Origin of the sequence: Rhizobium sophoriradicis, assembly GCF_025200795.1 — a bacterium.
GTDB lineage: Bacteria > Pseudomonadota > Alphaproteobacteria > Rhizobiales > Rhizobiaceae > Rhizobium > Rhizobium sophoriradicis.
Window position 1 is genome coordinate 118,147 of record NZ_CP104155.1, and the last position, 26,345, is coordinate 144,491.

Sequence of the window (26,345 nt, forward strand, 5' to 3'; positions counted from 1 at the left end):
GCGCGGCGCGAAATCGCGCACGCCAGTTCATCTATTCGCTAGCCGTTGCTGATCTCCGGTGCACGTAGAGCTCGTGCAAGTACACCGGGTGTTTCACTGGCGTTTGCGAACCGCAGGTGCTTGCTCCGCCCCGCATAGATACTCACCAGCAGGAATGCGAGCAGCGAAAGTATCGGGTAGCCATAGCTCCTCCAAAAACCAGAGCAGGTATTCAGAATTCTGTCGGTACGTCACGGCTGCAGCGGATCCTATCAGTGATTCGGAAAGATCCGTTCACATCTATTCGCAAAAGGTCTGGCCATTAAACTTAAAGCACTTCCCTGATGGTGTGGGTGTTCTGACGCTTCCATTGCCGCGGAGCGACTTCGGCGGCTCGGATTGAGAGACGATGCGCGTCTTGCGCTTTACGGGATTTTGCGGTCCGACTTGGCCTTGCGGCATTGTCGACTTCTGTTTCACGGATGGCGCTGCTGGTTCGGGCCCAGCAGGTTCCGAACCGTTTGCCCCGGACGCAATCGGCCTGTCCACGACGATCGGTGGTCTTTCACCTTGGTTTGACTCGTGCAGCTTGGCAAGTGAGGGGCCGATCACCATGTCACCGCCCCCTGCTGGCGGAATGAATCCATATGAAGGGTTGAGTGGGAAATCCTTGGTAAATTGTGGGCTATGACGGGTCACATAGGAGATCACATCTGATCCAGTAACGTAACCATCATCATTTCGACTTCCTTCGTCGAATGCGCCAACAAGCAACGCGCTAAATACGCCCGTTGGAACCTCCTGCTGCTCGTTGCCAGCAGTCAAGAACTGCCGGACGTGCTTCTTGACGTTTTCACCGAAGATATAGCCCATCGCATTCGGTGGCGGTGGCAAACCGAGCGTGGACAAAATCCCGCCGGCATTACACGCTTCAAGCGCAAAGAAGGCATGTTTGATGGTCATCGCGGACGCAAGCTCAGTCAGCCGCGAAATCGGAATTGCGGATCTGTAAAATTCTTGAGGATTACTGCTGGGATCGCCAGCGTCCACGGGAACCAAGAAAGTCCGTGTCCCCGCATCGTCATCGGATGTCCCTAGTGAGGTACCATGACCGAAGTAGTAAAATAAAAGGCGAGTTTGCTTCCGATACCCTATGTTCGATAATATTTCACTCAGCAGGAGTTGGAACTGTTGTCCCTTCAAGTCGCGCCAGATCATCACGTGATAACCGCGAGCTTCAAGTGCTTTCCTCAAAATGGAAGCGCTCCGCTCTCCCTGTGCAACAATTGGTGACCAGCCGTTTGAATATTGCCCTTGGATGATGAGGACAGCATAGCTTTCATCGTATATCGTCCTGGCAACACCATTCTGATCCTTGATGATCATCGCGGTGGAGCCGTTTCCCGGGGTTCGATATTGAGGCGGGACGCTCCAAGCCATTTCGAAATTTTGGGCCCATGCAGTAGAGCTGCAGACACCCAGAAGCAGGACAATCCGCAGAACGACGAGGCTCAGGGGATGGAGTTCATCCATCTCGTAAGCCTACCGTTGTACGAATCGAAACAAGTTCTAGTTCGTTCTCGATGTTGAGCGATTTTACGTTGAAGGTATGCAGGCCGTCCCTATTAAACTGGTTCCCACCCAACACGTCTACATGGTGCGGCTGACGGGGAGTCGCGCGGTCGAAAAACGCGACGTGTCCGTGGGCAGGATCCGATCTATTCGTGAAGACCGCAATGTCGCCCCGTCTCGCCGCAGTTGGTGGCCATCTATCCCTCTTGTTCCACACTTCTGTGCCCCAGCCCACATTTTTGACGAACGATTGTGACGCAGCGCTATTCGTCCCCGGTATCGCTGGTGAAGCATTCTGAAGACACCAGTTCACAAAGGCTGAGCACCAAGGCGTTTTGTCCCCGGCAGGCTGAGTTCTTGTAGAAACAAAGAATAGAACGATCAGAGGGTTCGCAAGAGTGGGACGCGCAGGATTTGGCTCAGGCCACGCGATCTGAAACTTGGGGGGAAGCGACGTGACGAAATATCTGGCGATGTCATATGGACGCAGACCCTTTCGTGCTTCATCAAGTTGATCATGTGCTTCCTTCCAAAGCGGTGAGGATGCAGGCGGAATGATCCGACCCAGCGTAATCGGATTTGTGTCGCCGATTGCATCCTTGAGCAAAGACTCCCAGCTGTCATCTGCCCTGGCGGAAACAGTCGCCATTAAGGCCAATGCCGATTGCAAGAGAAAAGTTCGACGCGTACGCATGAATATCCCCCCATGTAAAGATGAGTGCAGCTGAGCCGTCTCGCGAAAGCTGCCAACTACAACCAGTGCGAATAGTTAGGTAAGCATACCCTATTTAGTCGGCAATTTGAATATGATAATATAGGCTGGAACTGGTCGGTTTAGCTTGGTGCCTGATACCGCAATACCGGCCTTTTCCATTGCTTGTCGTCAGCATTAAGGGTCGGCACTATAGTCTCTGATGGAGAAAAAGACTTCTTGGCGCCTGAAGAGATCTACCCAGCAAAAAAGGCAGGAGGTATCTATGCGGCTGATATCTATTGCAAGCGCTCTCCTTGCTTTAACTATGCCCGTCAAGGCCGCTGGTCAAAGTGATCTACAATCGCAACTGAAAGGCCACTCGATTGTGTTGCAGTACACGGAAGTGGTTCATGGGAGACGTAGGACGGGGAGGATTGTGTGGAAACAGGAAATTTATATTTCATCACGGGGACGACTCTTCGTCCGTGTTAATGCGGAGGGTAAAGGGCGAACAGCAAGGCATGAAATAACGCCTGGCTCCGATAATTCTGGTGGGGCAACGCCTTTCAGATGGACTCAGAACGGATTGGCAAGGGGATGGCGCGATCGCCGAGGCCGCATGGTGCGTCAGACGATCGAAGTATCAAGGTCGGGCACGAGCTTTACCTGCAGGGCCACCATCACACGGTCTGCGTTCGCGTCCGGAGCCGATCACCACATTTGCACGGTCTCCGTCGGGAATCCGCTCGGAGGAAAATGAGCGACCATCGCGGCACGCGCCAGAGGCAGCAGCGCCCTGAACAAGGTGCGTTACGAGATGCTGACGCGGCTCGGCTATTTCGTCACCGAAAGCTCGGAGCATTTCGCCGAATACACGCCCTATTTCATCAAGGAAGGCCGCGAGGACCTGATCGAGAAATTCGGCATTCCGCTCGATGAATATCCGAAGCGCTGTATCGAGCAGATCGAGCGCTGGAAGGGCCAGGCGGAGGCCTATCGCACCGCCGACAAGATCGAGGTTCAGCCGTCGAAGGAATATGCCTCCTCGATCATCAACTCGGTCTGGACCGTAAGCGTCCGGCGAACGCATTTTCGGGTGTCGAGAGATGGAATCTATAGGCCGCGTTTCATCTCATCGGCCATGATGCGGTCGATTATTTCGGGATCGCACTGTGTGTCGATGAGGAACTCGCGGATACCGCCGTCCCACGTCCTGATGTCGGCGAGTAGGCTTTGAAGTTCTTCGATGCCATTCTCGGTCAGACCCTTCGTGCCGTCTTCACTGCCATCGCCGACGTAAACCAGTTCGCCTTCGGAGATGTTGTCCGAGTTTGCGGTCACTTCTTCGATCAGTTCGAGGTTTTCGCCGATCATGCCGGCGACTTGGCTGAGTGTGTAGATGAACCTCGAGCGCGCCATCAGGCGGCCTCGCATCGAGCTTTTGCCGGCGTCCAGTTCCAAGGCAGGAGGTCTTCAATTCGGTCTTCGGGGTGATCCTGGATCCGGGTCAGGACATCCGTCAGATAGACCTCTGGATTATGGCCTTGCAGTTTGACCGTCTCGATGATGGTGAGGATGTTGGCGATGCGCTCGCCGCCCTTGTCCGAGCCGGCAAACAGCCAGTTCTTCCTTCCAATTCCAAGCGGACGCATGGCTCGTTCAGCGATGTTGTTGTCGATTTCGACACGGCCATCGTCGATGTAGACGCTTAAGGCTGCCCATCGCGACAGGGCATATCGCATCGCCTCGGCCAGCCTCTGCTTCTGAGGCAAAGTCGAGAGTGTCGCCTCGATCCAGGCCTTGAGTTCGTCCAGAACAGGCCGAGCATGGTGTTGGCGCAGGGTGCGCCGCTCGTCAGCCGACATGCCTCGGATACGGTTCTCGATATCGTAGAGAGCGCCGATGCGTGACAGCGCTTCCTCAGCGATCGGAGACGGCTTGAGCTTTATCACATCATGGAACTTGCGGCGCACATGCGCCATGCAGGCGGCTTCAATGATCTGGTTGCCATAGAGCTTCTTGTAACCCCCGTAGCCGTCGGCATGCATGACGCCGCTGAAGCTTGCCAGGTGATCAGCCGGATGTGCGCCCCTGCGGTCGGGGCTGTAGTAATAGGCAATGGCTGCGGGAGTGGCGGATTGATAGCCACTGCCGTCAAAGATGTAGACCCAGACCCTGCCGGTTTTTGTCTTGCCCCGCCCGGGGTCGAGAACATCGACCGGGGTATCGTCCGTATGTATTCGGTCGAGTGCGGCGATATGGGCCCTGATTAACAGGACAAGTGGTGTCAGCAATGCAGATACCCGGCCGACCCAGTCGGCCATTACGGATCGGGAGATGTCTATCCCCAACCGGTCGTACATCTCTGACAGGCGGTAAAGGGGAATGTGATCGTCGAATTTGGCGATCATGATGTGGGCGAGCAGCCCCGGCCCGGGTTTGCCGCGCTCGATCGGCAAGGTCGGCATCTCGCCAGCCACTGTCGTATCGCATTCCCTGCAGATCATGCGCTTCTCGACATGCCGGACAATCTTGACCGACGCCGGCACGTGCTCCAGCACCTGGACCACTCTGTCGGCCGCCTTCAGGAACGAAGTGCCACCGCAGGTCGGGCAATTGCAGGGAGCTGCATAGACCAGTTCTTCGGTGGTGAGATCATCGGGTAGAGGCTTGCGCTTCGGCTTCTCGGATGCGTCGTCCAACTCCGGCAGAGGCGGTTTCCCGGAGCGCTGTTCAGCCTCGGCCCGGGAGGCCTCGATCTCCTCCAACATCAGCTCGAATTGCTCGATCTTCCTGTCGATCTTTTCCGAAGACGCGCCATGTTGCCGATGTCGGAGAAGCTCCAGTTGCGCGCGAAGAAGCCCGATTATGGAGTCTCGCTTGATGACCTCGGCTTCCTGGCTCTCAAGTTTTGCCGCCTGTTCCGCGACGAGTGCGCGCAAAGTATTGAGCTCGTCCTGACTGTCCAGCGGCGCTGTTTCCATATCCGCGAAACTAGCCGATTTGCCTCTGACGCACCAGCGTTAAGCTTCCCATGCCCCTGCAAAATATAGCTTTTATCCCGTTCGGCCGGGAGCGGAAGTCCACGCCGGGCGTCGCCAATCGATCCCCTCAACGAGCATCGAAAGCTGCGCCTGCGTCAGGTGCGCTACACCCTCTTTCGCCGTCGGCCAGGGAAAGTATCCGCGCTCCAAAATCTTGTAGAACAGACAGAACCCCTGGCCATCCCACCAAAGAAGCTTGATCCGGTCCGCGCGTTTTCCGCGAAAGCCGAAGATTGCGCCCGAGCCCGGTGCCTCCCTCACGACCGTCTCGACCAGCGCGGACAGACCATCAATGCCACGCCGCATATCGGTCACTCCGCAGGCCAGATAGACCCTCACATTCCCCGATGGGCCGATCATACCGCCTCCACGCAAGCGACGAGCGGGCCAAGCAGCTTCAACTCAACGTCAACCGCAACCTTCAAGCTCCGACCGTTTCGAAGCAAGATCTCAACGATCGTCGGCCTTGTTGATGCGGTAGACGGCTGGCTTACGCCAACCTCCTCCGTGATTTCCACCGGGAGGAACACCGTCGGCCGATCGGCATAGTTGAATGATTGCCGCCACAAGCGGATCTGGCCCGGATGAATGTCGTGCCGGCGCGCCACATCGCCAATGCGAGCACCGGGCTCATCAGCTTCCGCAAGTATCCTCAGCTTCGCCTCGTCCGACCAACGCCGTCTGCGCTCGGTACCGGACATGATCTCTATGCGAGCCATGAAACCTCTTCGTTCTGGTATTAATGTCAGCACTAATGCTGGTTCTAATGCCAGAACATCGCCTGATTTGGCCGATCAGCAAAAACAGCTCACCGTACGCTCACTCTGGACCGGCGAACCCTCGGTGATCTACGGCAACGTCCGCAACAATGGCTGCATCACCTCGCTGCCGGAAAATTGCGCCGCCGAAGTGCCCTGCCTCGTCGACGCCTCCGGCATCCAGCCGACCTTCATCGGCGACCTGCCGCCGCAGCTGACCGCGCTGATCCGCACCAATATCAACGTGCAGGAGCTGACGGTGCAGGCGCTGATGACCGAAAATCGCGAGCACATCTACCACGCCGCGATGATGGATCCGCACACATCAGCCGAACTCGACCTCGACCAGATCTGGTCGCTGGTCGACGACCTGCTCGCCACCCACGGCGACTGGCTGCCGGAATGGGCCCGCACCTCCAAGAAAGTCCAGGCCGCCTGACCGCCTCTCCCTGGTCGGGCATCAAGGAGCCCCGCGGTGTGGCAACGACCGCGGGGCTTTTGTATGGGGAAGCCTGTCGGCATGCATTTGTCGGAAATGCTAAATCCCGGATCCATCGAGCTGCTCGTCGTCATCGCCTTCCCAAGGCGAAGGCATCGAGGTGCGATTGGCCGAGGGCATAGGCATCCAACACTTCAACTCCGGCTCGGCATATTCGATGATGTGCCCGGGGGAGGAATCCGAGGCGCGCCAGCCTTCCCCAGCGAATTGATCGCCATGCGACCAATAGGCAAGGTCAACTTCCGCCGGCCCCTGCTCGGACGCCCGGATCGTCACCAGGATCCGACTGCCGTCTCTCGGTGCGGTTGCCATATTGCGCCAGCGGTCTGGGTCGTCCATTGATTTTTCCTCCCTGCCTTGATGCTGGTGCGAGTGTTGCCTCGTCATCGAGGGCGGTCAACTCAAACTTTGCGGGAGCCATTTTTGGGCGGAGAAACGGACTTCCACTCTTAGGAACATCCCGTCGATCGGCGTCGGCACCGCGGTCGCGAAACCCGGCTGCTTGCCATCACGTAGGCACTGATCGCGGCTGCTGAGATTGGCATGAAAGAGCACGACCGGCTTCACCGGTTCCCGCAAACAACCAACTGATCAAAAAGCGGACAGCCGTTCATGCAATTTTTCTTGTGCGAGCAGCCGCCGCACCTGTCGGATGCGAAATAGCGTCTGAATGAACGAACGTTCTCTGAATCGCGCCATATATCGAGAAGGGAATTACGCTCGTCCAGCTGGTCGCCCTTGGCCAATCCACTTTGAAATGAACATGGATAGACTTTCATGTCCTCGGACACATAAAGCGAAAACCGACCAGCATCGCATGCATCAACCAAGCTCCTACTGGCGGCCGTTCTCGCGAACACACCACTTACACAACATGCATCGAAACCCACCCTCAATTTCGTATGAGGTGAGGTTGCCAGCTTGAAAAACTCATCAACCCGCGAACTATTTCGAAGTAGGCGCTTTTCGAAGATTTTGCGACCAGAAGGCTTGTAGTTTAGGAAAACCAGGGCGTTAATCCTCTTCAGAAATTCCGGCGGCTCCCGGAGCCAGTCGATTGCAGTGTCGACGCTTTCCGCATCAATGATGAAGTGGACGTTCGTCTTGATCTTCCGATCGGCCAGAATACGCAGTGTCTCCGCTGTCTCGCGATACGGTGGGTACGCCGACACCGCAACCGCGCCGCAGTTTCGCTGCGTCGCTCTCAGTATTGACTCGTTGAGGCCTCGTCCGTTGGTCGTGTAGTTCGGCACAATGCCCTTGGACCATGTATAATCGAGAATTTCCTCAAAATCCGGATGCTGATTAGGATTTCCGCCACCGAGCGCTACCTGGAACGTGCCCATTGCGGCGGCCTCATCAATGACCCTCTTATAGTCCCTGAGAGACATATGTGAGCCATGCTTGGTCGATGATTTATAACAGAAAACGCATCCTTTGTCGCACCAGTTCGTGATCGATATATCCATCAGCTCTGGGCCATTTGGCGACCAGAATGGCTCAGGTTTTCCCTGATCCGGTACCCGAGCGAAAAACCCAGTCCGGGCGTTGGAGAATGTCGTATACCCGAGACTCTTATAGCGGTTAATCCGAAGTGCTTTTTCACCAGTAGTTGTCGTAGGCATTCAGATAAAAACCTTCCGATTCGATCTCAAAAATCTCCATGCAGAGAACGCTTTCTGCCAGGCACTCCTCACTACTTAGCTTTCCGGTCGTGACAGTTTTCCCTTGTTTTAAGGCGTGACGCATCCTCTCGAGGACCTCTGGCGTGAAATCGTGCCGTCCCGTGAGGGCATCGACCTCTTCGACGGAACCAAGCGTCGTCCCGGATTCAATACTCGATCTCAGTTGCCGAAACATGTCTTCAAATAATGGAGCAACAGGGCTATCTTTCGCGACGCCCGCAGCCTCAAGGAAATCGCCTTTCGAAAGCATCTCCTTTGCAATGTATACGAACGATGTTGAGGAACTGTTCGAGACGAAGTCCATCTTAATTTTCATGAGCAGTCTCCAGCTTCCGCACGCACTCCATTACCTTATCAAACACGTTATCATCGTAATGCCGGCTGATCAGCTGCATCGACGATTTGAACTTCAGTATATGCTGCTTTTCGAGCTCTTCGAGATCAAGATAAATCTCGTGCGCGCATTCCAAATAGATCTGAAAAGAAGGATACTCGACACAGTAATACCGTGTGTACTGGTCTCTAAGATCGATTGAGCTGACGAAGATGCCGTCATAAATACCGCTAAAAAGCTGTGCACCCAAACCGCCGGGTTTTATTCCCAAGCCAGCTAGAAAATCAGAGCGCCTCGGAATGGTGTTCACCGGAAGGACTTCTTCCTCATCCATCAGATTCGCTCCTTTCCGTCGTAGCAATCTCTGACAACAATCGCCTGACTAAGTTGCTTTGCGATTCCCTGCGATCTCCAAAGCCCCTTGCAGCTTGGCTTCCCTTTTCCCGGTGTTAAATAAAATGGATACCCTTTGCCGCTCGTACCACCCCGCCAACGATGACGCGTGAAGAAGGAAGACCAACCATTCCGGCGAATAATCTCCCAGAATGTCGTCCAACCCCAAATCGCAGACGTTTTCAACAAAACCGTTTAGCCGCTTCTCCCAGCTGCGCGAGGGGAAATCGTGGGGTCGTGAAAATAAAGTTTCGACGGCCCGTCGATGAGCTTGGCTGTCTAGGCTATTCAAATGCTCAATAAGGATTCTGATATTGAGCAGTTCATCCAGATATTGACGATTTAGCAGGAAGACGGCAGCACGTCGGAAACGCGCTACTTCGGAAACATCCATAAGGATAACTTTTAGCCTCGACACGTCCTCGTTGTTCTGAATACCGGGCGGTAAGAGGTGGACATTCAGAGCGAAATGCTCGACGAAATCCTCAGCTTGTTCGCACGCCTGAAGCGCTTCTCGGTGCTTTGTTTTACGGGCTTGCAGATAGACATACTTGTAAGCGCCCTCGAATACCGGACTGCCTTTCAGACCTGTCAGGGTCTCACTTAGCGATCCCGCAGTTCCCTCAGAAGTTCCGACAAGGCTGTAAGCAATGATGAAATCCCTGAGTTCGTCATAGGTGAACGATATGACGAGATCTCCGAGACTGGACAGGCCTTTGCCGGCGATTTCTTGTCTGAGGATGATGTCATCGGCCACTAAGCGTTGGACGGATATCCCTTTCATCGTCTTCGAAATTTCTGACGGATAGCGTGGAGTATTGCTTTGCTGCCAACATCGATGAGGCGATCTTGAGCAAAGTCGGAAGGGCTTTTCCCTGGAGCCGCTCGGGGAAGGATTCGATCTTCTTAAGCAAAAAATCTTCGAATAAATCACCCTTATAGATGTCCGATAGGTGCCCGACATCGAGCCCCTCGTGACGCTCACAAAATATTCGCAATAGTAGTAGGTCGTTCTGAAGAAACTCCCTCGCGGGCCGCGCGAATTTGCCGGCAACATGAAAATGTTTAAGGTAGGATCGAAGAAGGCGCCCTTTACTGAGGTCCGACATTTCCGATCGGAGGTCTGTTACTCTGCGGATTTTGTCACTGAATGGTTCGTTTAAGATCGATGAATACTTTTCGTCGAAAAATTCGCTTCTGCACGTGATGACTATTTTAATGAGCTCGTATTGGCAGGCAGCGTTACAGAAATCTTTGAGTTCATCGTTGAACTCCTCGAGCGCATTCACCTCATTAATGCCATCAATGACGATAATGAACGGCTTTTTGCTCTCCAGCGCCACGCTGTTGAACAGGTCAAAGTACTGGTGAATGCGAGAGTATTGTGGGATATAGCGATTGTTGGATATAAACCCGATTAGCCGTTGGCGTGCGGGATAGGTATTCAATTCTCGAGCTGGAATGAAGATGCTCGGTATTTCGAACGCCTTGAACTGATTATCAACAAGATCACAGACGAAATTGGTTTTACCTTGGCCCGCCATGCTCGTGACCAGAAAAATCTTATTTTGAATTAGCTTAAGCTGCGAGCGGGCATCTTCAAGCTCAAGTATGACGCCTGTGCATGTCACCTCAAGTTTATGTCGCGCGAGTGACCAATTTGCGCTGTCTTCATTGGAGGGTCTGTATTTTCCTCCATAGTCTGCTGAGCGCCACGACATTGGACCGATCTTCTGCAGCTCGTTGCCTATCGCTCCTTCGATGGCATCTATCCACTCTCGCAGTTCTGGGATAGTTCGGGGGCTCGCAGTCAACAATCCATTGTCGAATTCCAGGCCCAGTTCGGGTTCTCGCGCTAGCCTCAGAAGTGAATTCAAATGAGTATAATTGAGACGTTTTAATCCATCTTGAACCTTCCTGTAGAAGAATATTGGGTTTGAGAAGAGTCTCGTCTCCTCTTTTGTGGCGTGTGTCTCCACAAATATTGAAGGAATATACTTCTTTGATTTTTTCTCTACTTCGATTTTCGCGGTGGAGTATTCAAGGAATTTGTCCAGCTGATCGCGAAACTGCAGGTGTTCGTCTCGCTTGCGGAACTCTGCTGACAGATAAAACTCGATACGCTCTAACTTGGCTGTCTCGAGTCCCTGCAAATGCTTAAGGATATCTGTGATATCGAGGATATTTTCCAACACACTAAACGACACCGGAAGTGCCGCAATTGCCTCGTTCAATGTTTTGGCGGTATAGCTCGATTGTTTCTCAGTGATCGTCAGTACGAAAACGCGATCGAAGATCCTTTCTAATTGGTGCTCGCGGAATTTCTGAAGGGTCTTAACAACCTTATCACTCGAGGCGTCCGTCGTGATCTGAAACGAAATCCTCGAGGTTTGACAACCGAGATCTATCGAGGGGAAATTTTGCTGGATCTCGTTTTGATTCTGTAGGTTCGGGGCGTCAAAAAGAACTTTGAGGACCGGGACAAGGAAGTCTTCGGTGACAGAGTTGATATCAAAGCGGCCGATAGCGTTCAAAGCCCTAATTTCGTGGGTTAAACGCCCCAAGTACTTCGCGCTGCTGTTTAAATAATCATCCCGATTCATGTTGCGCTCGATCGCTTCAATCTAGGCAGTTTATCATTGCTACCCAAAGGCGATTTGCATCTCAAGCGATGGTCGCACTCGTCACCAGATATAATCAGGTGCCATGTGAGGGTTGAATGACGCCAAGGAGCAATGGCAACTTGCTGCTTTTGAAATCCCAGTTCGCCAGAGGTATAAACCACTCGGGCGCCGGTTCCCCGTCGAGTTGGGTGACCTGGTCCCCTTCGACCGTCTGGTTGGCATAAAAACTGCTGAAAATCCGACTTGCCATTCCGATGGCTTCCCAACCCTGATGCGTCGGCTCCACCGGGTTTGCGACGAATTCGACGCCAGCAATCCGATCACCCTCCATGAGCGCAATTGGCCCCTTCACCTCCCACTCGCCATAAAACAGCAAGACCTGGGCAAGCTTGCGATCTTTCGGATCGGTGAGCTCAACGTTACGGCTGTAGATCTTTGCCGCCGCGATCATGAAGTTAGCCAAACCCTCGTCGCTGACGGACCGAGGCATGTCGGTCGCCGCGGCGAGCACGAGGCGCAACGGCGGCTTGGTCATGATAAGTTTCTCGCCGAGCCGTTCAAATTCGCTGGCGAGCATCGCCTCCTGCATCGAGATGCGCAGGCCTCCGCTGCTGGTCCGAAAGCGCTCCGGCGAGATCACCGACCAGAACCTCCACGCCGACCAGTAGATCGCGAACTTTAGCGGTGTGCCGACGGCATCTGCATAGGCCAGCATCGACTTGAGGTACTTCCGCGACATCCGCAGTTCCTGCTTGAAGGGGTCCGTACTCCGCACGTTCTTGACTTCCACAAGCCATTGCCCGCCGTCATGAAGGACGATGCGGAAATCCGGCGCTCGCAAGGTCTCAGCGGCGTGAACGCGACCGACGTCCTCGGCCTTCAGGAGCTTGAATTGCCCAAGGCTTAGCACCGTCGCCTCGAACAGGCGCTCGGCTCTTGAGCCGTGTATCAGCGTCGGATCGGCCAACGCTTCCCGCAAATGCGGTGCGGCGTCTGCCATGAAGTGATCGACCAGTGCGGGATCGTTGAGCTTGATGTCGTTCTTGCGTGCAAAGGACGCCACCGCCGCCAGTAGGTCGAAGGCTTTCTTAGGCGATTCAGGTAGCTGCCCTTCGCTCACGGTCCACCTTTGGCAAACGGATCAATTTCAGGGGCATTCATGTAGGCCCGAAGCTCGCAAGCGCGTGGGTGACGCGGGCAAGAGAGGACGCGACCAATGCGTCCACCCATTAACATGGCTGTCTGGGCAAAAGCGTTGGTCGCAAACAGACTGCGATGCCTGCGCTTACTTAGTCGGTGAGCCGCCATACTGCGCATAGGCGTCCAGCATCATTTGCGTATAGTCACAGGTGCTCGAGGCTATCTCGCCCAGCCTCGGCCAGGCGAAAGGTATGGTCGACCAACTCGATAAACGTTCAACCTCGAGACCTAGTAGCTTCGCTACGGCCAAAGCCTGAACGGGATCCTTGCCCTCTGGCCACAAATCCTCTTCAATAATAATCCAGACCCCATTCTCGTCATCGACACTGATCTCAGCCTGAAGAGCGCCCAGCTTCTCGCTGATGTTGGTAGCGTCATCAAGCAAGGCGCTGCGGATGAGGAGAATGATCTTCTCTTCGGTCAGGTCGAGCTTGGGCCTGCTATCGACAATCCGGAAATCGAGTTCGTCTCTATCCGTGGAACCGTCAGTTTTTACCGGCAGGAAGGACTCGCCCTTATCATCAGACCAGAACGCCGTGTCAAAGATGTCGAGAGGCGATGCCCCGCACGCTGGACAATGCCAGAGGTTTTGGGCGATCTGAGCGCTGGTGATCTTTCCATCGCAATGTAGACAGAACCACACGTCAGACTCACCGCGGCACAGTGGGTGGCGAACCATGCCGCTCTGGTCAGGTTTTGTAGACCGACGGGGCCAATCGGCAGAGATCTCCGCGCGAACCTGAACAGCCCGATCTCTAGCCAGTTCGAGTGCTTTCTGTAAGAATTCCGGTTCAAGCGCTGGGCATTCACGCTCCTGGTTGGTAAAAGTCTCGACGATTGGGATCGCGCCAGGATTCTCAGGTATCCTGATGCTCCATCCCTCTCCCGCTATTATTACCTCGTGGAGAATCTCTTGAAGACGGTATGTATGGTCCCCAATCATGCCCCGCTCGGCCTGTTCGAGATGTGCGAAGCGCCGGGCCATCGCTTCAGGATCACCGTCCCGGAAGATTGCCGCCGGAAGGGCGCGCGTGACGAAGGCTTCGATGCTCGCCATTTGTACGGAATCGGCTAGCCACCCCTTCTTGCTGACGGAGATGAGTTTGTTCCAGTTAGGGAAACCCAGTTCCCCTGCGACCAAGTCAAGAGCCTGATGCTGCGCGATCCTATTGGCCCGAGCGTATCGTTTGGCTAGAAGCTTAAGTCTGCTAAGTTCTTTTGTTTCGGTCATATCCATATCCTGAAATGATCCGACCATGTGCCCGCTAATGGCCAGACCATGCCTAATGGCACGGAGTGACACTTCAGAATTGAAACGCTGACATAGCTTTGCGTGGCGGGCACACCGGCCCGCGTGTAGGGCCACGCTTTGTATGCCAAGCATCGCGATCTCGGTCAAGCCGATCCGTATTTAACCACAGCGATTTCGAACAGTACGCCGGCGGCGTGCGTTGCCCGCCAGGTCAAAGCGTTGAAAAACTGAACACCTCTGGCGCCTTGCAGCGGTTCAGGGCATCCTATGATGGCTGAAAATGTGTTTTGGCAGTTGGAGGAATGCCGATGCGCTGCTTTACCGTGCTTGGACCTTCGCAGACCGGAAAATCGACAGTCGTGGAAAAGCTCGGCTCGCTGGAGGGGACGCCGAGAAAATCCAGTTCCCCTTATGGATTGAACCTCACAGAGTTCACCTTCGGAAACGAGGCGTGGTGTGCACTGGATGCGCCAGGACCCAACGAAGCGTTGGCGCATGCGCAGCACGCGCTTCTTGCCAGCGATGCCTGCATATTGTGCGTTTCATCGGCACCCGAGGAGGCTGTGCTCGCCGCGCCCTATCTCAGGATAATCGAAGCCTCGGGGACGCCTTGCATCCTCTTCGTCAACCGGATGGACGAACCGAGAGGGCGGTTGAGGGATGTGATCGCCGCGCTTCAAGACTACGCCGGCCACACGCTTTTGCTTCGCCAGATCCCGATCCGCGAGGGGGACAGAATCGTTGGCAGTTGCGATCTGATTTCGGAACGGGCGTGGCGCTACCGGGAAGGCCAGCCTTCGGCGCTGATCGCAATCCCGGAAAGCACTGCCGAACGCGAGCACGAAGCGCGCACCGAGCTCCTGGAACACCTGTCCGAATTTGATGACTGGCTTCTCGAGGAACTGATCGAGGACCGCGAGCCATCCAGCGACGCGCTCTATGCCATTTCATCACGGGTTCTCAGGGAAAACAGAATTATCCCGGTCCTGATCGGTGCTGCAAGTCACGGCAACGGCATGATGAGGCTGATGAAGGCACTGCGCCACGAGGCGCCGCCGGTCGGGATTCTCAGGCAGCGTCTCGCTCATGCGGGAACTGTCGATGAAGGCAAGCTGGTGGCCGTGAGCTTCCATGCCTATCATCGCCAGAATGTCGGCAAGACGGTGCTCGTGCGCGCACTTGGCGAGGGACTGCGGCAAGGCGCATCATTGGGCGGCTCCAGCCTCGGCGCCGTGCAAAATCTCGCAAACGGGCGGTCCAATTCGGCGGTTCTGCCGGCGCCGGGGGATGTCTTCGCGACGGTCAAGTCCGACCACCTGCCCGTCCCTTCGCTGTTGGCCTCCGGCGCGGTGGTCGCCCCGCCTGAGTGGACGGAACCACCGACGCCGATGCTTGAAAGGATCCTGGTTCCGGGCAGCGAGCGCGATGAAAACAAACTTTCCGAAACGCTGGCGAAACTTTCCGAGACGGATCGCGGCCTGAAAGTCTTGCAGGAGGAAGGCACGGGCGCTCAACTCGTCCGCGCCCAAGGGCCGGTGCATCTGCGGGATCTCTGCCGAACGCTGTCGGAAGTCTTTCACATCTCGGTGACTGAGCGAACGCCCAGCCCGATCTACCGCGAGACGATCGCCAAACCATCGGAGGTTCATTACCGCCATCGCAAACAGACCGGCGGCGCCGGGCAATTCGCGGATGTGAAGTTGAACATTCACCCCAACGAGCGCGGCCAGGGCTTCACCTTTGGCGAAACCGTCAAGGGCGGCGCCGTTCCGCGCAATTACTTCCCCGCCGTCGAAGCGGGTGCGCGCGAAGCGATGGAGAAAGGACCGCTAGGCTTCGAAGTCATCGATGTCGGCGTAACGCTGTTGGATGGTCAGCACCATGCCGTCGACAGTTCGGAACACGCCTTCCGGACTGCGTCGAGAATGGGGGTGCGACAGGCGCTTTCCGAAGGATCGCCCGTCCTGATGCAGCCGGTCTTCCGCACGGAGTTTCACATCCCGTCGGTCTATTCCGGCAGCCTTGTCCAGATCGTCGCCGCTCTCAACGGTCAGGTTCTCGGCTTCGACCGTGATGAAACCGCCAAGGGATGGGACATCTTCCGGGCGCTCGTTCCGGGCGGCGCGCTTGAAGATCTGGCGCGATCGCTGCGCTCGGCGACGCAGGGCATTGGTTATTTTTCCAAGACCTTCGATCACTTCGAGGAACTATACGGCAAGGAAGCGGACGCCATTGTGAGGGCAAAGGAGAAAGCAGGCACCGCACACTGAAATGTTCGCGGCACTTCAAGGCGCCCAAGCACGGTCGGATCGAACCGAGCTCAATGGGGCGGCCGCAGCATCGGCACGAGCGTCGGCGATGACCCGGCCTGGATCGCGCCGAGCGGTTCGAAACCGTAGCGCCGGTAGAACGGAATGTTGCGCGGGTTCGAGGATTCCAAATAGGCTGGCGCGTGATCGCGATCGCATCTTGCGAGTGCGTACACCATCAAGGCGTCGCCGTGACCTTCGCCTTGATGCGCCGGGTCGACGCCGATCAGGGGCAGGTACCAATGTGGTTCCTTCGGATGGTACGTGGCCATCTGCTCGAATATGACCGTGGTTTCGGGGGCGAGAGAGGGCGCAACGGTGCTTTCGAGCACCGCACCAAGTCCTTCCTCGTCAGAATGCACCCCGGGCGGTAACCACAGCGCCGTCCCGGCATAACCGTCGGTGCAAAAGGCGCTTCCGTTGGAGAAGGCGCTGCTCCCGAACGCCCGGATCATTCGCGGCATGGCCGCAAGGTACTGGTGTGTATTGGGCCAGGTCCATCGCGCCATAGGATCGGCTGCAAACGCCAGCAAGACCGTTTCGACCGCAAGATCTTCCTCGGCCGCGGCCATCAATCTCACTGTTGGGCTCACACTGGCCTCCTAACTCAGGTGGTCCGACAAGCGGCTACACCCGTTCTCAGCCACGCATCGTAACCCAGATGGCGTGGGAGCGACACCGGTTGCTGCCGGCTCAGCGGTTCCGGCTTCGCTTCGGTCCATTCTGGCCTTCGACAGGAGCGAAAGGAAGTTGTGGAATGCCTGTTCAAGCTCAATTCGAAACGGATGGCGGCTCTCACTGCCGACGGCCCCGAATATCGCGAGGATCCAATTCGAGGATCGATCTCGGCCCAAACCTACATCAGCAAGCTCGTCGCGGCTCATCGCGACGCGTCCTGATGGTCGAGCAAGTTCGGAAAATCTACCGTCTCAACGTGGTAGTCCAGCACCTCTTGGAACATATCGGCCGCGACGCGGACCCTTCAAAAGGAAGGAACTCTCATCGAATTGGCAAGTTTCACCATCAGCGCCCTCAGTCCCGGCTGAGACGCTTCGGTGACCGCAGCGTCAAGCGGGAACCAGGCCTTCTTGCGGATCGTTTTCTCCGGATACTCGTCCGAAATACCCGTCACCTCGAGAAGGTGAACGGCGACATGGTAGCGATGCGGGGTGCTGTCCTTCCGGTAGGTAAAAGAGCCAAATACCGCTCTGTCGACACTGCCGATGACGCCTGCTTCTTCGAACGACTCGCGGCTCGCGGTGAGGTCGCTGCTCTCGCCGGCGGCGAGATGTCCTTTCGGCACGCCCCACCTGCCGTTCCGACGGCTCCCGACCATGAGCACTTCAAGTCGTCCGTCGTCGGCTCTGCGATAACAGATCGCGCCCGCCTGCGCAATTTCGCGGGCGAGATCGCCGCTCGGGGACTTATTGTCGTTTGCGAGCACAGCCGTTTTAGATTTCTTTCTATTTCATCAGGTCGCAGTAACACCGTACTATGACAGTCAGATCCGCGTTGGAAGTCCGTCGTCAAGCAGGAGGAGTTCATCATGTCGTCAGAAACCGAAATCAAACTTGATCTGTCACATGAAGCCTTCGATGCCTTGATTGGTTCCGATCTCCTGGGCAAACCCGCTGAGGTTGTCCAGCAAAGCTCTGTTTACTTCGATGCCGCCGACCGCAGGCTTTGGAACAATGGCTACACCCTTCGCATACGGAAGGTAGAGACCGCGAGAACGCAAACGGTAAAGGCTACTGGCCCCAGTCGTGCACTTTTTGCCAGATCGGAATGGGAGACCCCCGTCGAAAACGACGAACCCGTCCTCGACCACACAAGCCCGCTTTTGGCAGAGTTTGGTGGCGAGCTGAAGCTTGTACCTCTCTTCGACGCGGTCTGCGAAAGACGGCTCTGGAAGGTGGAAGAAAATGGTTCTCGGATCGAGGTCGCCGTCGATGCCGGACAAGCTGTTTCAGGGGACCGGCTCTCTCCTTTCCTCGAAGCTGAGATCGAGCTGAAGGACGGCAGCTCCAACGACTTGTTCGTGTTCGCCAGAAAAATCGACGCAGTCGCCGAGTTCAGGATCGGCGTCCGGTCGAAGGCGGAGCGAGGCTTCGGCCTAATCGAGGCGCAGAAGACCGCGTTCAAGTCGGAGCGTGTGGATCTCGATCGGAATATGGATGCCGCCGTGGCCTTTCGAGCCATCTCGCTTTCGTGTTTCCGCCAGTTCCGATTGAATGAAGAGGTTCTCCTTCATCGGCGCAACCCGGAGGCGCTTCATCAAGCGCGGGTGGCGCTGCGTCGTCTCCGTTCGGCTTTTTCGCTGTTCAAGCCAATCATTCCCGGAAACGAGCCGCTGCGGCTGAAGGATGAGCTGCGCTGGCTAGCAGTCGTCCTCGGCGAGGCGCGCAACGTCGACGTCCTTCTGACGAAAGCGACGGACCCTGATCTCGTGTTCAAGCTGAAGTCGGCTCGGGAAAGTGTTTACCGCGGCGCTATCGATGCTCTGAATTCTTCGCGGTCTCGGACCTTGATGCTCGACCTGTTCGATTGGCTGGAGTGCGGCGACTACCTTCCTAGCAACGGCGCGGCGTCAGTGGCGATTCCCAGCGCTCGGGGCTTTGCAGAACGTGTATTGGACAAGCAGCGGAAGCGGCTGAAGAGGGACGGCGGCTCCTTGGCGACGCTTGACGACGACCACAGACACGAGGTTCGCAAGGATGCGAAGAGATTCAGATACGCCGCAGAGTTCTTCGCCTCACTCTTCGACGACGCGCGGGGCGTCCGTCGGCATAAGAAATTTCTTGCGGCCATGGAAGCGCTTCAGGACGATCTGGGCGCATTGAACGACCTGGCAACTGGCCTGGAGGTTCTGGACAAGCACGGTCTGTCCGGACATCCGGCGAAAGATTCGGTCATTTCCCATGCGGACAAGGAAGCCCTGATCGAACGAGCGCAAGCATCTCTCGATGACGTTCTCGACAGCAAGCGTTTCTGGAGATAGCAGCATGGATCTTCGATAGCTCGCGCGCCCCAAGAACGCTTTAAGGTGAGTGATTACTGGGCTTAATCCTTAAGGCGGTCCATATTGCGAGACCAAGGGAAAGAAATCACCGGTTTCTGCGCAACGGGCGTATGTTCGCTTGGTGCTTCCAGTTCAGCAGATCCGGCATCGCGCAGTGCCTCGCGAAGAGCCTGACCTTGCGGATGATCGCCGAAGTGCTCCAGAAAGCTCGAAATCGGCCATCTCGTCTCAGTGCCGCCGGAGGCGTCGTTGGCGCGATGGATCACGATATGCTGGTCCGCAGTTCCGTTATGTCCGAGATACCATTTGTCTCCGTTTGTGCTCGCTGCAAATTCCTTTCGTGCTTCTCGCATTTCAGCCTCCTCTGATGGTGCCCATTATTGTGCCGTTTCCCGGCGCACTGTTGCCGATTTATGGTTTCGGCAAGTGCAGCAACGGGCTTGAGTGAACGGCTTGGTCGCTCTGCCGGGCTACCCCGATGATATAAAGCAGCAGGTTCATCTGCCGGGGGCATTCCGACGCCGTGTCACTGAGTTGCAGGCAGTTCATGGCACGGAGCGTCGATGACTTTCCTGCGCCGCCGATGCTTGCGCGAGGGCGATGAGTGTCTGTTCAGGCGCCGGGGGCGCCTTAACCACAACAGCTGAACGGATCCCCTGGATCGACTTGCGATTTTTTTCGAACTCCGCGGATGATTTCGAGGACAGTGGTGTTTTTCCAAAGTGCCGGCTGAGTTCGATGGAAAGGGCGGCAGGCGAGGTCATTCCATCATTATAAAGATTGAACAGCAATTTGACGGCGATGTTGTAATATTTCGGATCTGCGAGGCTACTTGTGGAATCGTATCCGGCGTCGTCGAGGACGCCTTGCAATACAGCCAGGTCAGAGGTCCGCACAGATATGTGGAGATTGGAAGACATGCTGTCCTCCTTCAATTTGGGGCGAAGGCAACAACCGACCTCCACGCAGTAGCGCCCTGAGAAACAGCTACTGAAGACCTACCATGCGCCTAATCAACACGGCTGGCAAACTGTATATTCCGGGGGGCAGCAAAAAGCGGTCAGGCCTGTGAGTGTTCGCGCCTCCGCCATTCCCGCCCGAGCCACCCATCACTGTGCATTGCGCCTGAATATGCACGCACCACTTCTGCAAAGCGGGCGAGGGCGAGGTTCTTCTAGGAAAGATTAAGAACGAACTAAAGGAAAATGCAGCCACTGTTTGACATGAGGTGCTGTCGAGGCGGATCATCCTTCATTGGATCAAAGCTCGTGCATCAGCTTCGCTATACTCTTGCGGTCGAAAGGTATGTCGCGACCGTGAGCGCGGATGCGTAGAACTATCTCGAGCGGGATAGGGGACAATGCCTTCAGGTAATCGACAGCATCTCGCATGGTCGGGAAGGTCTTTTCCTCAGTGAAGAATTCATCCCGAACGAATGTAACGGTGGTTTCACTCTCACCGTATATAGCGAAGGTTTCTTTGGCGCTGAAGTTTTCGCTCATCTCATCTGCTCCGATTGCAAGCAAACCATCCGGCTGCAGCACCGGCGGTAGCGCCCACAGCAATCCCGAGTGGAATGTTCCCGAGAATGGCGGCACCAAGAACCACTCCTAGTCCCACGCCTATCCCGGTACCTGGTGCCATTTGTCCCTGCGGTTTGTTGGCCGCGCTCGCTCGCGGCCGGGCGCCGCCGCAATGTCATCTATGGCTGCCCCGGCGCGAAAAAAGCCGGACGCGCCGCCGCCACGATTGCCACGGTGATGAAATAGCTAGCCCGGGTTTCATGCCTTTCGCGGCTGTTTGCTCTGTGTTGCTCATGCGGAGAACAACATCGATGAAGTATAGAAGTTCCAGCCGAGTATCGCGGTGGAGACGGGAGGGCGTTTTGCCTCGGCCGCGATCGCAGGGAAGCGATCGGTCCAATCGTGGCGCCGCGCGTGAACACGGACGTCGGACGGCTCGATGTGGACAGCCAGGCGAGAGCCGTCCCATTTCAATACCCGTGACCTACAGAGACCGAATTGTCTCGACGAGCCGCTGCAAATCTGTTGGCTTGCCGAGATTCAAAGCATCGGCAAAGAGGAATGCCGATGCCAATCCCGTTTTGTCATACGCTGTGGCGAGGACATACGGCACTTTGAGCGTCTTTAGATGAAGTGCTACAGGTACAACATTCTCGCGGCCCAGATTGAAATCTAAAACCGCTGCATCGGGCCGTTCACTGTTGATCAAATCAATCGCCTCCGTAACTGTTGCCGCTGGCCCAAGCACCAGAAATCCTCCTGCCTCGAGTGCGTCTTGTAGTTGGTGTGCAATAAAAAATTCGTCCTCGACGACCAGCACGGAGTGGATGCGTTCTGCCATTTCCCTCACATCGTTGTTTTGCCCACGGCACGACTCAAAGTTTTGCGCCCACTCTAACTTGTCAGATCGGCCTCAGTTCCTTACTTGTTGTCTCCGAGCATCTCGTGGCTCTCGTTCATTGGCTTTAATCCCGGCGACTTGGCGCATCAGGAATTGATTTAAAAGTATTGGGGGCCACCGTCGCCAAGTCATTCATCGCGGTATAGTGACCGAATGGGTAGCGATGAGACGCCGGCCGAGATGGCCTTAAGGCACGTACTCGAGGGCGAGAAGCACATCGCTGACCAGATCGCTTTGATTGAGCGGTTGCGCCTCATGGGTTTACCGACCGAAGACGCTGCGGATTTATTGGAACGCTTCCACCTGTTGCAGGCCCAGCACGAGGAGCATCTGCGCAGGATCTCAGACGAGTGCGAGCTCGGGCTCCGGGACAAACAAGGCCATCTCCTCCCACCGGCGGCAGCGATGAGGCGCTGAGGGTGCTCGTTGCCCAGCGTTGCGGTATCAAGCTGGCGTTGATTGCGAAGGGCCGCCTAAAAGAGTTACTGGCCCAAAAGGGATTGCGTGTGATGTTCAGCGGCGCGGTGGACAAGACGCCATCGCACCGGCCGCTCGTTAATATCTCTCGAGACGAATTGCGAAAAGATCGGGAAGAAGCTGCGGAAGGAGGGCTTGCCGGGACATAATGGTTGGTGCGATTGATCTTAGACCCATCGCTTGCTCAATTCCCAACACACCTGAAAGGTGGGTGCTGGATTTCGAGCATGGCTTGAAATGGATCGGCGTCGCCTTATCTCAGAATAAGCTTATCCGGAGAATGGTTGTCGCCACTTCTCGGTCATCTTTCGGACAGCACCCTCTTAAGGAGTGCACCATGTCCCATAAAATGCCTTTGGAAGATATGAGCAGGGAACGCCGCGAGGCGGTCATACGCGCCCTGGCTTCAAAGCTCCAGTCTTCGGCCGAAATCGCCAAGGTTCAGCAATATCCTAACTGGCCTCAGTTGGAGGAATTGGCGGCAACGCTGTTTCGAGATTCCTCGGATCTTGCCCGAGCTGAACCGGAAACCGCGAGAACCTCTGTCATGGAAGGCATCCGGTTGCTAGGTCAGTTCCAGATGAGCCAAATCGCAATAAAACCGCGCATAGCTCATTGACTCAACGACGCGATCTATTCCGTGGAACTTCTGGGACATCAGGGGTGGTTTAGGGCAAGGGTGTAATGCACCGTCGACATCGTTCCCGACATTCACATATACCACTTTGCCCTGCGAGCATTGCGGGCGTTTTTTCTTTGACCCAGTCCCAAGATTCGGAGCGATCTTTGGGGTCGACCCTCGGAAGTTGGGAGCGCGTCAGCCCGGTTCCTATCCGCAAACTCAGGCGTTGAGGGGGTTCGATAACAAAAATCAGGAGGAAAATATGGTCGACTTAAGAGACCGAGAAAAGGGAATGGAAGATCAATACTTTCGGGACGCAGAGAGGGTCCTCAAGCTCAAATCGCGTTGCGACAAGCTTTTAGCGAAGTGGGTCGCAGGACTCATTGATCGAGATGACTTTGTAGCTTATGCCGATGAGATCACTGATGCCCGCTTCAAAGGTGGGGACCCTGGCGTTCTCTCGAAAGCGCTATCTGATCTTCAAGCGGCAGGTCGCAATCTCAGCGAGCAGGACGTCGCAACAAAGATGCGCGAATTTATGTTCGAGGCCACTGAACAGCTTTGAGCACAACTGGTCAAATGGCAGCATTATTGCTGTGAAGAAGCAGCGGGTGCAGGCGTCGGATTGCTGTCCGTCGGAGCCGTCGGTTTCACTGGTGCCGGTGCTGGCTCAGAAGCGGTGGTGGAAATAGTCGTCTGCGGGTCAGTATCCGGCGCGTCTAGCTACTCGGTGATTGCGAACCCAGCCGCGGCGACGAGCGCGATCATGGCCTCGCTAAATCGCCTCGCGGCGTCATCAATTTTTCTTGTCCGCAGGCGGGTGCACAGCTCGTGTGGCGCCTCCTTCGTTCTCCCATGATGCCAAAGCCTCAGGGTCGGCATGCAGCTTCCGCCGTCTCGAAGAGGGGTAGGCGGGCGTCAGGATCGTCGCCGCCCTGATGCGTCTTATCACCATCGCCTCTTCGTGATGGTCGCCATTTTCTGAAGCCGCGAGATCTGTCGTCGCGTCGTCCGCTCGCTTGAGGACGGACCGCAGCCGCCAATTCTCGTCGCGTTTCGCAGCAGTTCCAGTTGTGATGATTACTACCATAACCATCCTCTCAAAATTAAACTAATGATGACGGCGAAGCTCGCCAGGATGGAAGCCCTGAATAAGAAGTCACCGTAAGCCACGATATGAGAAGAGCGCTTGAAGGTGGAAGACATCTTGTCCTCCTTTGATTGGGGCGAAGGGAGCCACCCCTTGATCGGCAGCGCCCGTTTCATTGGCTGCCGATATGCGAATATGCGCCTCCATTGCGCTTTATCCAAGGCAAAAGCGACGAACGCTGTGCCAGGCGCCCTATAATGTTCCGTCCTGGGGCCACTCGGTCACGGGGCGAGAGGGGCGGGCTCTGTCTCGGCTCGTTCGGCGACGGCAAACCAAGCCGGCGGCCGCGATGATACGGGAGCCGCGAAATGAATCCCACTGTCGCCGCCTGCGTGCTATAGTCTCTCATGACCTATTCCCTGCAGGACTTGGAAGTCGCGCGCCGGCGAGTGATCAAGGACCGGCAGATGATTTGCGCTCAGCAGAGCCTGATCGACGGAATGCGGGCGCGAGGCGAACCCTCGGGGCTGGCCAGCGAAAGGCTGGTCAAATTGACAGAGGATTTGCGCAGCCATTGCTTCCATCAGGATCTGATTCAGGCGTCGATCCGATTGGAGCCAGCCGCCGCCCACGGGGGGCGGTCGGCGGGTCTAGTCCTCGTTCACTCGCCGGCTTTTTCGTCAGGCTCCTCGGCACGCCTCTCGGCTTCCCGGGTGGCGATCTTCCTGCTGTGATCGGTCTGCGCCTGCTCGAGTTCTCCCATCGTAGGAAGATCCCGGACAGCCAGACTCTTATCATCGGCCTCAGTGCTTCGGCGCTTTGTGAACCGATGCCGCAAGTTCTTTGCTTCACGCAGTTCCTCAACTGCGCGCGCTTCCTCGGCCGGCACGGCGAGGTCCGTGCGTGCGGCGACGGCATAGGCGATCAATTCCTTCGCGGAGGGATTGCCGTCCGGTCGCTTTGCGTTAGAGCGTTTCAGGTTTTCACGGAAGCATATCCGGCATTGGCGAAGTAGTTGCTGCATTCGCTGGGCTCGATGGTTGTGACGAGGTGTCCGATGTGGCGCCAGGTGTCATCGATGGTTCGCTTCTGAGCCAGGCGCATCCAGTGCTTGATTTTGGCGAAAGCCTGTTCGATCGGGTTAAGGTCGGGGGAGTATGGCGGCAGGTACCAGAGCCGAGCACCAGCGTTGCGGATCATCTGACGGATGGCGACCGACTTGTGGGAGCCGAGATTATCCATCACGACGATATCGCCGGGTTTGAGCACCGGTACGAGTTGCTGTTCGACATAAGCACGAAAGCACTCACCGTTGATCGGTCCATCGAAGACACAAGGCGCGGTGAGCCGATCGCAGCGCAACGCGCCGAGGAAAGTCAGGGTGCGCCAATGTCCGTGCGGGGCGAAGCTGCGCAGCCGTTTGCCCTTCGGCCCCCAGCCTCGAAGCGGCGCCATGTTGGTCTTGATCCAGGTTTCATCGATGAAGACCAGCCGGCTTGGATCAAGGCCAGCCTGCCAGGATCGCCAGCGCTGTCGCCGTCGCGCGACGTCAGCGCGCGCCTGCTCAAGGGCGAACAGTGTTTTTTTTGAACCGTAGTCCCTCGCGCCGCAGAAACTGCCATACGGTGTCGTGGGATACCTTCACCCCTCGCGCGGCCAGTTCTTCCTTCAACCTGTTCAGTGACACATGCGGCGTCTGGTTGATCCGCTCGGCGATAAACGCTCGGTACGGCTCAAGAACCCGCTTGCGGTGGCCGCCCATCTTCCCAGGCGCGACAGATCCGCTCGAACGGTAGCGCTGAGACCACTTCACCGCTGAAGACACGGCAATACCGAACCGCACCGCCACCGACCGGCAGCTCTCGCCGGCTTCGATTGCATCAACAACACGCTTGCGAAGATCATTTGAAAGAGGTCGAGTCATCCGATGCTGGCCTCCACTCCAGCCAGCATCTTGAATCACAAAACAGCCAAAAACGGAATCCCTTCCGATTCAACTAAATCCAGATACGCTCTAGCGCCGAAGTCGTGGCGGTCACTGGCGGTAAGGAGCTTGGCGTTGTTATGTCTCGACATTTGAATGCCTCTTTTTTCATGAAGTCATGAGCCTGCCGTTCGCGCGGGACGCGCTTTCGTGGCCGGCCTCCTGCTTGTCGAGCAGGCTGGGGAAGGTTGTGTATATATTCTGCAAATTCCGATCTTTGGACTTGCTGGATTATGTATTTCAGGAAAATAACGCAATAAAAAGGCGAAGACGGCTTTATTCTGCGGCTAGTTTAATTTAATTTTATCCAGGATAATATTTTATATTTGACCAGTAAATCTGAATAAAACCTTCAATTTAGGATTTCGGCCCAGTTGTGACGCAAT

Annotated in this window: 27 protein-coding genes and 4 pseudogenes; 8 read left to right on the top strand and 23 right to left on the bottom strand. The window is 56.0% G+C overall.

The window, feature by feature from the left end:
- Window positions 1–279 precede the first annotated feature (279 nt).
- A complete protein-coding gene (locus N2597_RS29040) occupies window positions 280–1,512 on the bottom strand; it encodes a caspase family protein (protein ID WP_183598848.1) in 1,233 nt (410 codons plus the stop codon).
- On the bottom strand, window positions 1,505–2,245 hold the full coding sequence (locus N2597_RS33760) for a CHAP domain-containing protein (protein WP_080711067.1): 741 nt from the start codon (window positions 2,243–2,245) through the stop codon (window positions 1,505–1,507). The genes N2597_RS29040 and N2597_RS33760 overlap by 8 nt, the downstream gene beginning before the upstream one ends.
- Window positions 2,246–3,044: 799 nt before the next feature.
- On the opposite strand from N2597_RS33760, the pseudogene N2597_RS29045 reads away from it, so the two are divergent.
- Window positions 3,045–3,314 (top strand): annotated as a pseudogene (locus N2597_RS29045) (family 4 glycosyl hydrolase); the annotation flags it as partial.
- 44 nt (window positions 3,315–3,358) lie between these two features.
- On the opposite strand, the gene N2597_RS29050 reads toward N2597_RS29045, so the two are convergent.
- The 4 genes from N2597_RS29050 to tnpA all read right to left on the bottom strand — a co-directional run bounded on the left by N2597_RS29050 (window position 3,359) and on the right by tnpA (window position 6,008).
- A complete protein-coding gene (locus N2597_RS29050) occupies window positions 3,359–3,664 on the bottom strand; it encodes a hypothetical protein (protein ID WP_009996984.1) in 306 nt (101 codons plus the stop codon).
- On the bottom strand, window positions 3,664–5,229 hold the full coding sequence (locus tag N2597_RS29055) for an IS66-like element ISRel19 family transposase (protein WP_009996985.1): 1,566 nt from the start codon (window positions 5,227–5,229) through the stop codon (window positions 3,664–3,666). The genes N2597_RS29050 and N2597_RS29055 overlap by 1 nt, the downstream gene beginning before the upstream one ends.
- 72 nt (window positions 5,230–5,301) lie before the next feature.
- Window positions 5,302–5,649 carry an IS66 family insertion sequence element accessory protein TnpB gene (gene tnpB, locus N2597_RS29060; protein WP_009996986.1) on the bottom strand — a complete coding sequence of 116 codons (348 nt, stop codon included), beginning with the start codon at window positions 5,647–5,649 and terminating at the stop codon, window positions 5,302–5,304.
- A complete protein-coding gene (tnpA, locus tag N2597_RS29065; protein WP_009996987.1) occupies window positions 5,646–6,008 on the bottom strand; it encodes an IS66-like element accessory protein TnpA in 363 nt (120 codons plus the stop codon). The genes tnpB and tnpA overlap by 4 nt, the downstream gene beginning before the upstream one ends.
- Window positions 6,009–6,102: 94 nt before the next feature.
- On the opposite strand from tnpA, the pseudogene N2597_RS29070 reads away from it, so the two are divergent.
- A pseudogene (locus tag N2597_RS29070) lies at window positions 6,103–6,486 on the top strand (family 4 glycosyl hydrolase); the annotation flags it as partial.
- Between the two features lie 99 nt (window positions 6,487–6,585).
- Here the strand turns inward: N2597_RS29070 and N2597_RS29075 are convergent.
- From N2597_RS29075 to N2597_RS29110, 8 genes are all read right to left on the bottom strand, one after another.
- Entirely contained in the window at window positions 6,586–6,885 is a 300-nt protein-coding gene (locus N2597_RS29075) for a hypothetical protein (protein WP_010060282.1), read from the bottom strand.
- A gap of 224 nt (window positions 6,886–7,109) precedes the next feature.
- Window positions 7,110–8,171, bottom strand: coding sequence for a radical SAM/SPASM domain-containing protein (locus N2597_RS29080; protein ID WP_183600147.1), 1,062 nt, complete (start codon window positions 8,169–8,171; stop codon window positions 7,110–7,112).
- Window positions 8,149–8,547, bottom strand: a complete 399-nt coding sequence (locus N2597_RS29085) for a hypothetical protein (RefSeq protein ID WP_183600145.1) — start codon at window positions 8,545–8,547, stop codon at window positions 8,149–8,151. The genes N2597_RS29080 and N2597_RS29085 overlap by 23 nt, the downstream gene beginning before the upstream one ends.
- Entirely contained in the window at window positions 8,537–8,899 is a 363-nt protein-coding gene (locus tag N2597_RS29090) for a hypothetical protein (protein WP_183600143.1), read from the bottom strand. The genes N2597_RS29085 and N2597_RS29090 overlap by 11 nt, the downstream gene beginning before the upstream one ends.
- A 48-nt stretch (window positions 8,900–8,947) precedes the next feature.
- On the bottom strand, window positions 8,948–9,742 hold the full coding sequence (locus tag N2597_RS29095) for a hypothetical protein (RefSeq protein ID WP_183600141.1): 795 nt from the start codon (window positions 9,740–9,742) through the stop codon (window positions 8,948–8,950).
- Window positions 9,705–11,561, bottom strand: a complete 1,857-nt coding sequence (locus N2597_RS29100) for an SMEK domain-containing protein (RefSeq protein WP_183600139.1) — start codon at window positions 11,559–11,561, stop codon at window positions 9,705–9,707. The genes N2597_RS29095 and N2597_RS29100 overlap by 38 nt, the downstream gene beginning before the upstream one ends.
- A 94-nt stretch (window positions 11,562–11,655) precedes the next feature.
- A complete protein-coding gene (locus tag N2597_RS29105; RefSeq protein WP_183600137.1) occupies window positions 11,656–12,702 on the bottom strand; it encodes a hypothetical protein in 1,047 nt (348 codons plus the stop codon).
- Window positions 12,703–12,867: 165 nt separating this feature from the next.
- Window positions 12,868–14,013 (bottom strand): hypothetical protein, encoded by a 1,146-nt coding sequence (locus tag N2597_RS29110; protein WP_183600135.1) that lies wholly within the window; start codon window positions 14,011–14,013, stop codon window positions 12,868–12,870.
- Window positions 14,014–14,342: 329 nt separating this feature from the next.
- Between N2597_RS29110 and N2597_RS29115 the strand changes: the two genes are divergently transcribed.
- Entirely contained in the window at window positions 14,343–16,304 is a 1,962-nt protein-coding gene (locus tag N2597_RS29115) for an elongation factor G (RefSeq protein ID WP_183600133.1), read from the top strand.
- Window positions 16,305–16,354: 50 nt separating this feature from the next.
- On the opposite strand, the gene N2597_RS29120 is transcribed toward N2597_RS29115, so the two are convergent.
- Window positions 16,355–16,915, bottom strand: a complete 561-nt coding sequence (locus tag N2597_RS29120) for a GNAT family N-acetyltransferase (RefSeq protein WP_183600149.1) — start codon at window positions 16,913–16,915, stop codon at window positions 16,355–16,357.
- 410 nt (window positions 16,916–17,325) lie between these two features.
- Window positions 17,326–17,679, bottom strand: coding sequence for an NUDIX hydrolase (locus N2597_RS29125; protein ID WP_341356279.1), 354 nt, complete (start codon window positions 17,677–17,679; stop codon window positions 17,326–17,328).
- A gap of 210 nt (window positions 17,680–17,889) precedes the next feature.
- On the opposite strand from N2597_RS29125, the gene N2597_RS29130 reads away from it, so the two are divergent.
- The gene (locus tag N2597_RS29130) at window positions 17,890–19,341 is read left to right on the top strand and encodes a CYTH and CHAD domain-containing protein (protein WP_183600129.1); all 1,452 of its coding nucleotides are present in this window, start codon (window positions 17,890–17,892) and stop codon (window positions 19,339–19,341) included.
- Between the two features lie 62 nt (window positions 19,342–19,403).
- Here the strand turns inward: N2597_RS29130 and N2597_RS29135 are convergent, their stop codons facing one another.
- From N2597_RS29135 to N2597_RS29155, 5 genes and pseudogenes are all read right to left on the bottom strand, one after another.
- Entirely contained in the window at window positions 19,404–19,715 is a 312-nt protein-coding gene (locus tag N2597_RS29135) for a hypothetical protein (protein ID WP_183600127.1), read from the bottom strand.
- 192 nt (window positions 19,716–19,907) lie between these two features.
- On the bottom strand, window positions 19,908–20,282 hold the full coding sequence (locus N2597_RS29140) for a hypothetical protein (protein WP_225881504.1): 375 nt from the start codon (window positions 20,280–20,282) through the stop codon (window positions 19,908–19,910).
- Between the two features lie 339 nt (window positions 20,283–20,621).
- A complete protein-coding gene (locus tag N2597_RS29145) occupies window positions 20,622–20,963 on the bottom strand; it encodes a hypothetical protein (RefSeq protein WP_225880864.1) in 342 nt (113 codons plus the stop codon).
- 255 nt (window positions 20,964–21,218) lie between these two features.
- Window positions 21,219–21,359, bottom strand: a pseudogene (locus tag N2597_RS29150) (non-homologous end-joining DNA ligase); the annotation flags it as partial.
- A gap of 10 nt (window positions 21,360–21,369) precedes the next feature.
- Window positions 21,370–21,726 (bottom strand): response regulator, encoded by a 357-nt coding sequence (locus tag N2597_RS29155; RefSeq protein WP_086156556.1) that lies wholly within the window; start codon window positions 21,724–21,726, stop codon window positions 21,370–21,372.
- A 213-nt stretch (window positions 21,727–21,939) separates the two neighbouring features.
- Here N2597_RS29155 and N2597_RS29160 point away from each other — a divergent pair, with 213 nt between their 5' ends.
- From N2597_RS29160 to N2597_RS29175, 4 genes and pseudogenes are all read left to right on the top strand, one after another.
- A complete protein-coding gene (locus tag N2597_RS29160; protein WP_225880865.1) occupies window positions 21,940–22,203 on the top strand; it encodes a hypothetical protein in 264 nt (87 codons plus the stop codon).
- 29 nt (window positions 22,204–22,232) lie between these two features.
- Window positions 22,233–22,428 (top strand): annotated as a pseudogene (locus N2597_RS29165) (thermonuclease family protein); the annotation flags it as partial.
- Window positions 22,429–22,600: 172 nt separating this feature from the next.
- Window positions 22,601–22,882, top strand: a complete 282-nt coding sequence (locus N2597_RS29170; protein ID WP_183600125.1) for a hypothetical protein — start codon at window positions 22,601–22,603, stop codon at window positions 22,880–22,882.
- 265 nt (window positions 22,883–23,147) lie between these two features.
- Window positions 23,148–23,450, top strand: coding sequence for an ATPase inhibitor subunit zeta (locus tag N2597_RS29175; RefSeq protein ID WP_009995593.1), 303 nt, complete (start codon window positions 23,148–23,150; stop codon window positions 23,448–23,450).
- Between the two features lie 1,186 nt (window positions 23,451–24,636).
- On the opposite strand, the gene N2597_RS29180 is transcribed toward N2597_RS29175, so the two are convergent.
- On the bottom strand, window positions 24,637–24,999 hold the full coding sequence (locus tag N2597_RS29180; RefSeq protein WP_183600123.1) for a hypothetical protein: 363 nt from the start codon (window positions 24,997–24,999) through the stop codon (window positions 24,637–24,639).
- Window positions 24,951–25,899, bottom strand: a protein-coding gene (locus tag N2597_RS29185) for an IS630 family transposase (protein ID WP_097622115.1) whose coding sequence is annotated in 2 segments (ribosomal slippage) — window positions 24,951–25,562 and window positions 25,564–25,899 — 948 coding nt in all. Because the reading frame shifts where the segments join, the coding sequence is not laid out codon by codon here. The genes N2597_RS29180 and N2597_RS29185 overlap by 49 nt, the downstream gene beginning before the upstream one ends.
- Between the last annotated feature and the right edge of the window lie 446 nt (window positions 25,900–26,345).

Bases quoted from the DNA above. Each gene is read 5' to 3' on its own strand.
- N2597_RS29075 (WP_010060282.1), bottom strand. From the start codon at position 6,885: ATGGACGACCCAGACCGCTGGCGCAATATGGCAACCGCACCGAGAGAC.
- N2597_RS29155 (WP_086156556.1), bottom strand. From the start codon at position 21,726: ATGGCAGAACGCATCCACTCCGTGCTGGTCGTCGAGGACGAATTTTTT.
- N2597_RS29135 (WP_183600127.1), bottom strand. From the start codon at position 19,715: ATGCGAGAAGCACGAAAGGAATTTGCAGCGAGCACAAACGGAGACAAA.
- N2597_RS29180 (WP_183600123.1), bottom strand. From the start codon at position 24,999: ATGCAGCAACTACTTCGCCAATGCCGGATATGCTTCCGTGAAAACCTG.
- N2597_RS29175 (WP_009995593.1), top strand. From the start codon at position 23,148: ATGGTCGACTTAAGAGACCGAGAAAAGGGAATGGAAGATCAATACTTT.
- N2597_RS29090 (WP_183600143.1), bottom strand. From the start codon at position 8,899: ATGGATGAGGAAGAAGTCCTTCCGGTGAACACCATTCCGAGGCGCTCT.
- N2597_RS29120 (WP_183600149.1), bottom strand. From the start codon at position 16,915: ATGGCCGCGGCCGAGGAAGATCTTGCGGTCGAAACGGTCTTGCTGGCG.
- N2597_RS29110 (WP_183600135.1), bottom strand. From the start codon at position 14,013: ATGACCGAAACAAAAGAACTTAGCAGACTTAAGCTTCTAGCCAAACGA.
- tnpA (WP_009996987.1), bottom strand. From the start codon at position 6,008: ATGGCTCGCATAGAGATCATGTCCGGTACCGAGCGCAGACGGCGTTGG.
- N2597_RS29160 (WP_225880865.1), top strand. From the start codon at position 21,940: ATGGGTAGCGATGAGACGCCGGCCGAGATGGCCTTAAGGCACGTACTC.
- N2597_RS29125 (WP_341356279.1), bottom strand. From the start codon at position 17,679: ATGGTCGGGAGCCGTCGGAACGGCAGGTGGGGCGTGCCGAAAGGACAT.
- N2597_RS33760 (WP_080711067.1), bottom strand. From the start codon at position 2,245: ATGCGTACGCGTCGAACTTTTCTCTTGCAATCGGCATTGGCCTTAATG.
- N2597_RS29100 (WP_183600139.1), bottom strand. From the start codon at position 11,561: ATGAATCGGGATGATTATTTAAACAGCAGCGCGAAGTACTTGGGGCGT.
- N2597_RS29055 (WP_009996985.1), bottom strand. From the start codon at position 5,229: ATGGAAACAGCGCCGCTGGACAGTCAGGACGAGCTCAATACTTTGCGC.
- N2597_RS29080 (WP_183600147.1), bottom strand. From the start codon at position 8,171: ATGCCTACGACAACTACTGGTGAAAAAGCACTTCGGATTAACCGCTAT.
- N2597_RS29050 (WP_009996984.1), bottom strand. From the start codon at position 3,664: ATGGCGCGCTCGAGGTTCATCTACACACTCAGCCAAGTCGCCGGCATG.
- N2597_RS29085 (WP_183600145.1), bottom strand. From the start codon at position 8,547: ATGAAAATTAAGATGGACTTCGTCTCGAACAGTTCCTCAACATCGTTC.
- N2597_RS29095 (WP_183600141.1), bottom strand. From the start codon at position 9,742: ATGAAAGGGATATCCGTCCAACGCTTAGTGGCCGATGACATCATCCTC.
- N2597_RS29040 (WP_183598848.1), bottom strand. From the start codon at position 1,512: ATGGATGAACTCCATCCCCTGAGCCTCGTCGTTCTGCGGATTGTCCTG.
- N2597_RS29170 (WP_183600125.1), top strand. From the start codon at position 22,601: ATGTCCCATAAAATGCCTTTGGAAGATATGAGCAGGGAACGCCGCGAG.
- N2597_RS29130 (WP_183600129.1), top strand. From the start codon at position 17,890: ATGTCGTCAGAAACCGAAATCAAACTTGATCTGTCACATGAAGCCTTC.
- N2597_RS29140 (WP_225881504.1), bottom strand. From the start codon at position 20,282: ATGTCTTCCAATCTCCACATATCTGTGCGGACCTCTGACCTGGCTGTA.
- N2597_RS29115 (WP_183600133.1), top strand. From the start codon at position 14,343: ATGCGCTGCTTTACCGTGCTTGGACCTTCGCAGACCGGAAAATCGACA.
- tnpB (WP_009996986.1), bottom strand. From the start codon at position 5,649: ATGATCGGCCCATCGGGGAATGTGAGGGTCTATCTGGCCTGCGGAGTG.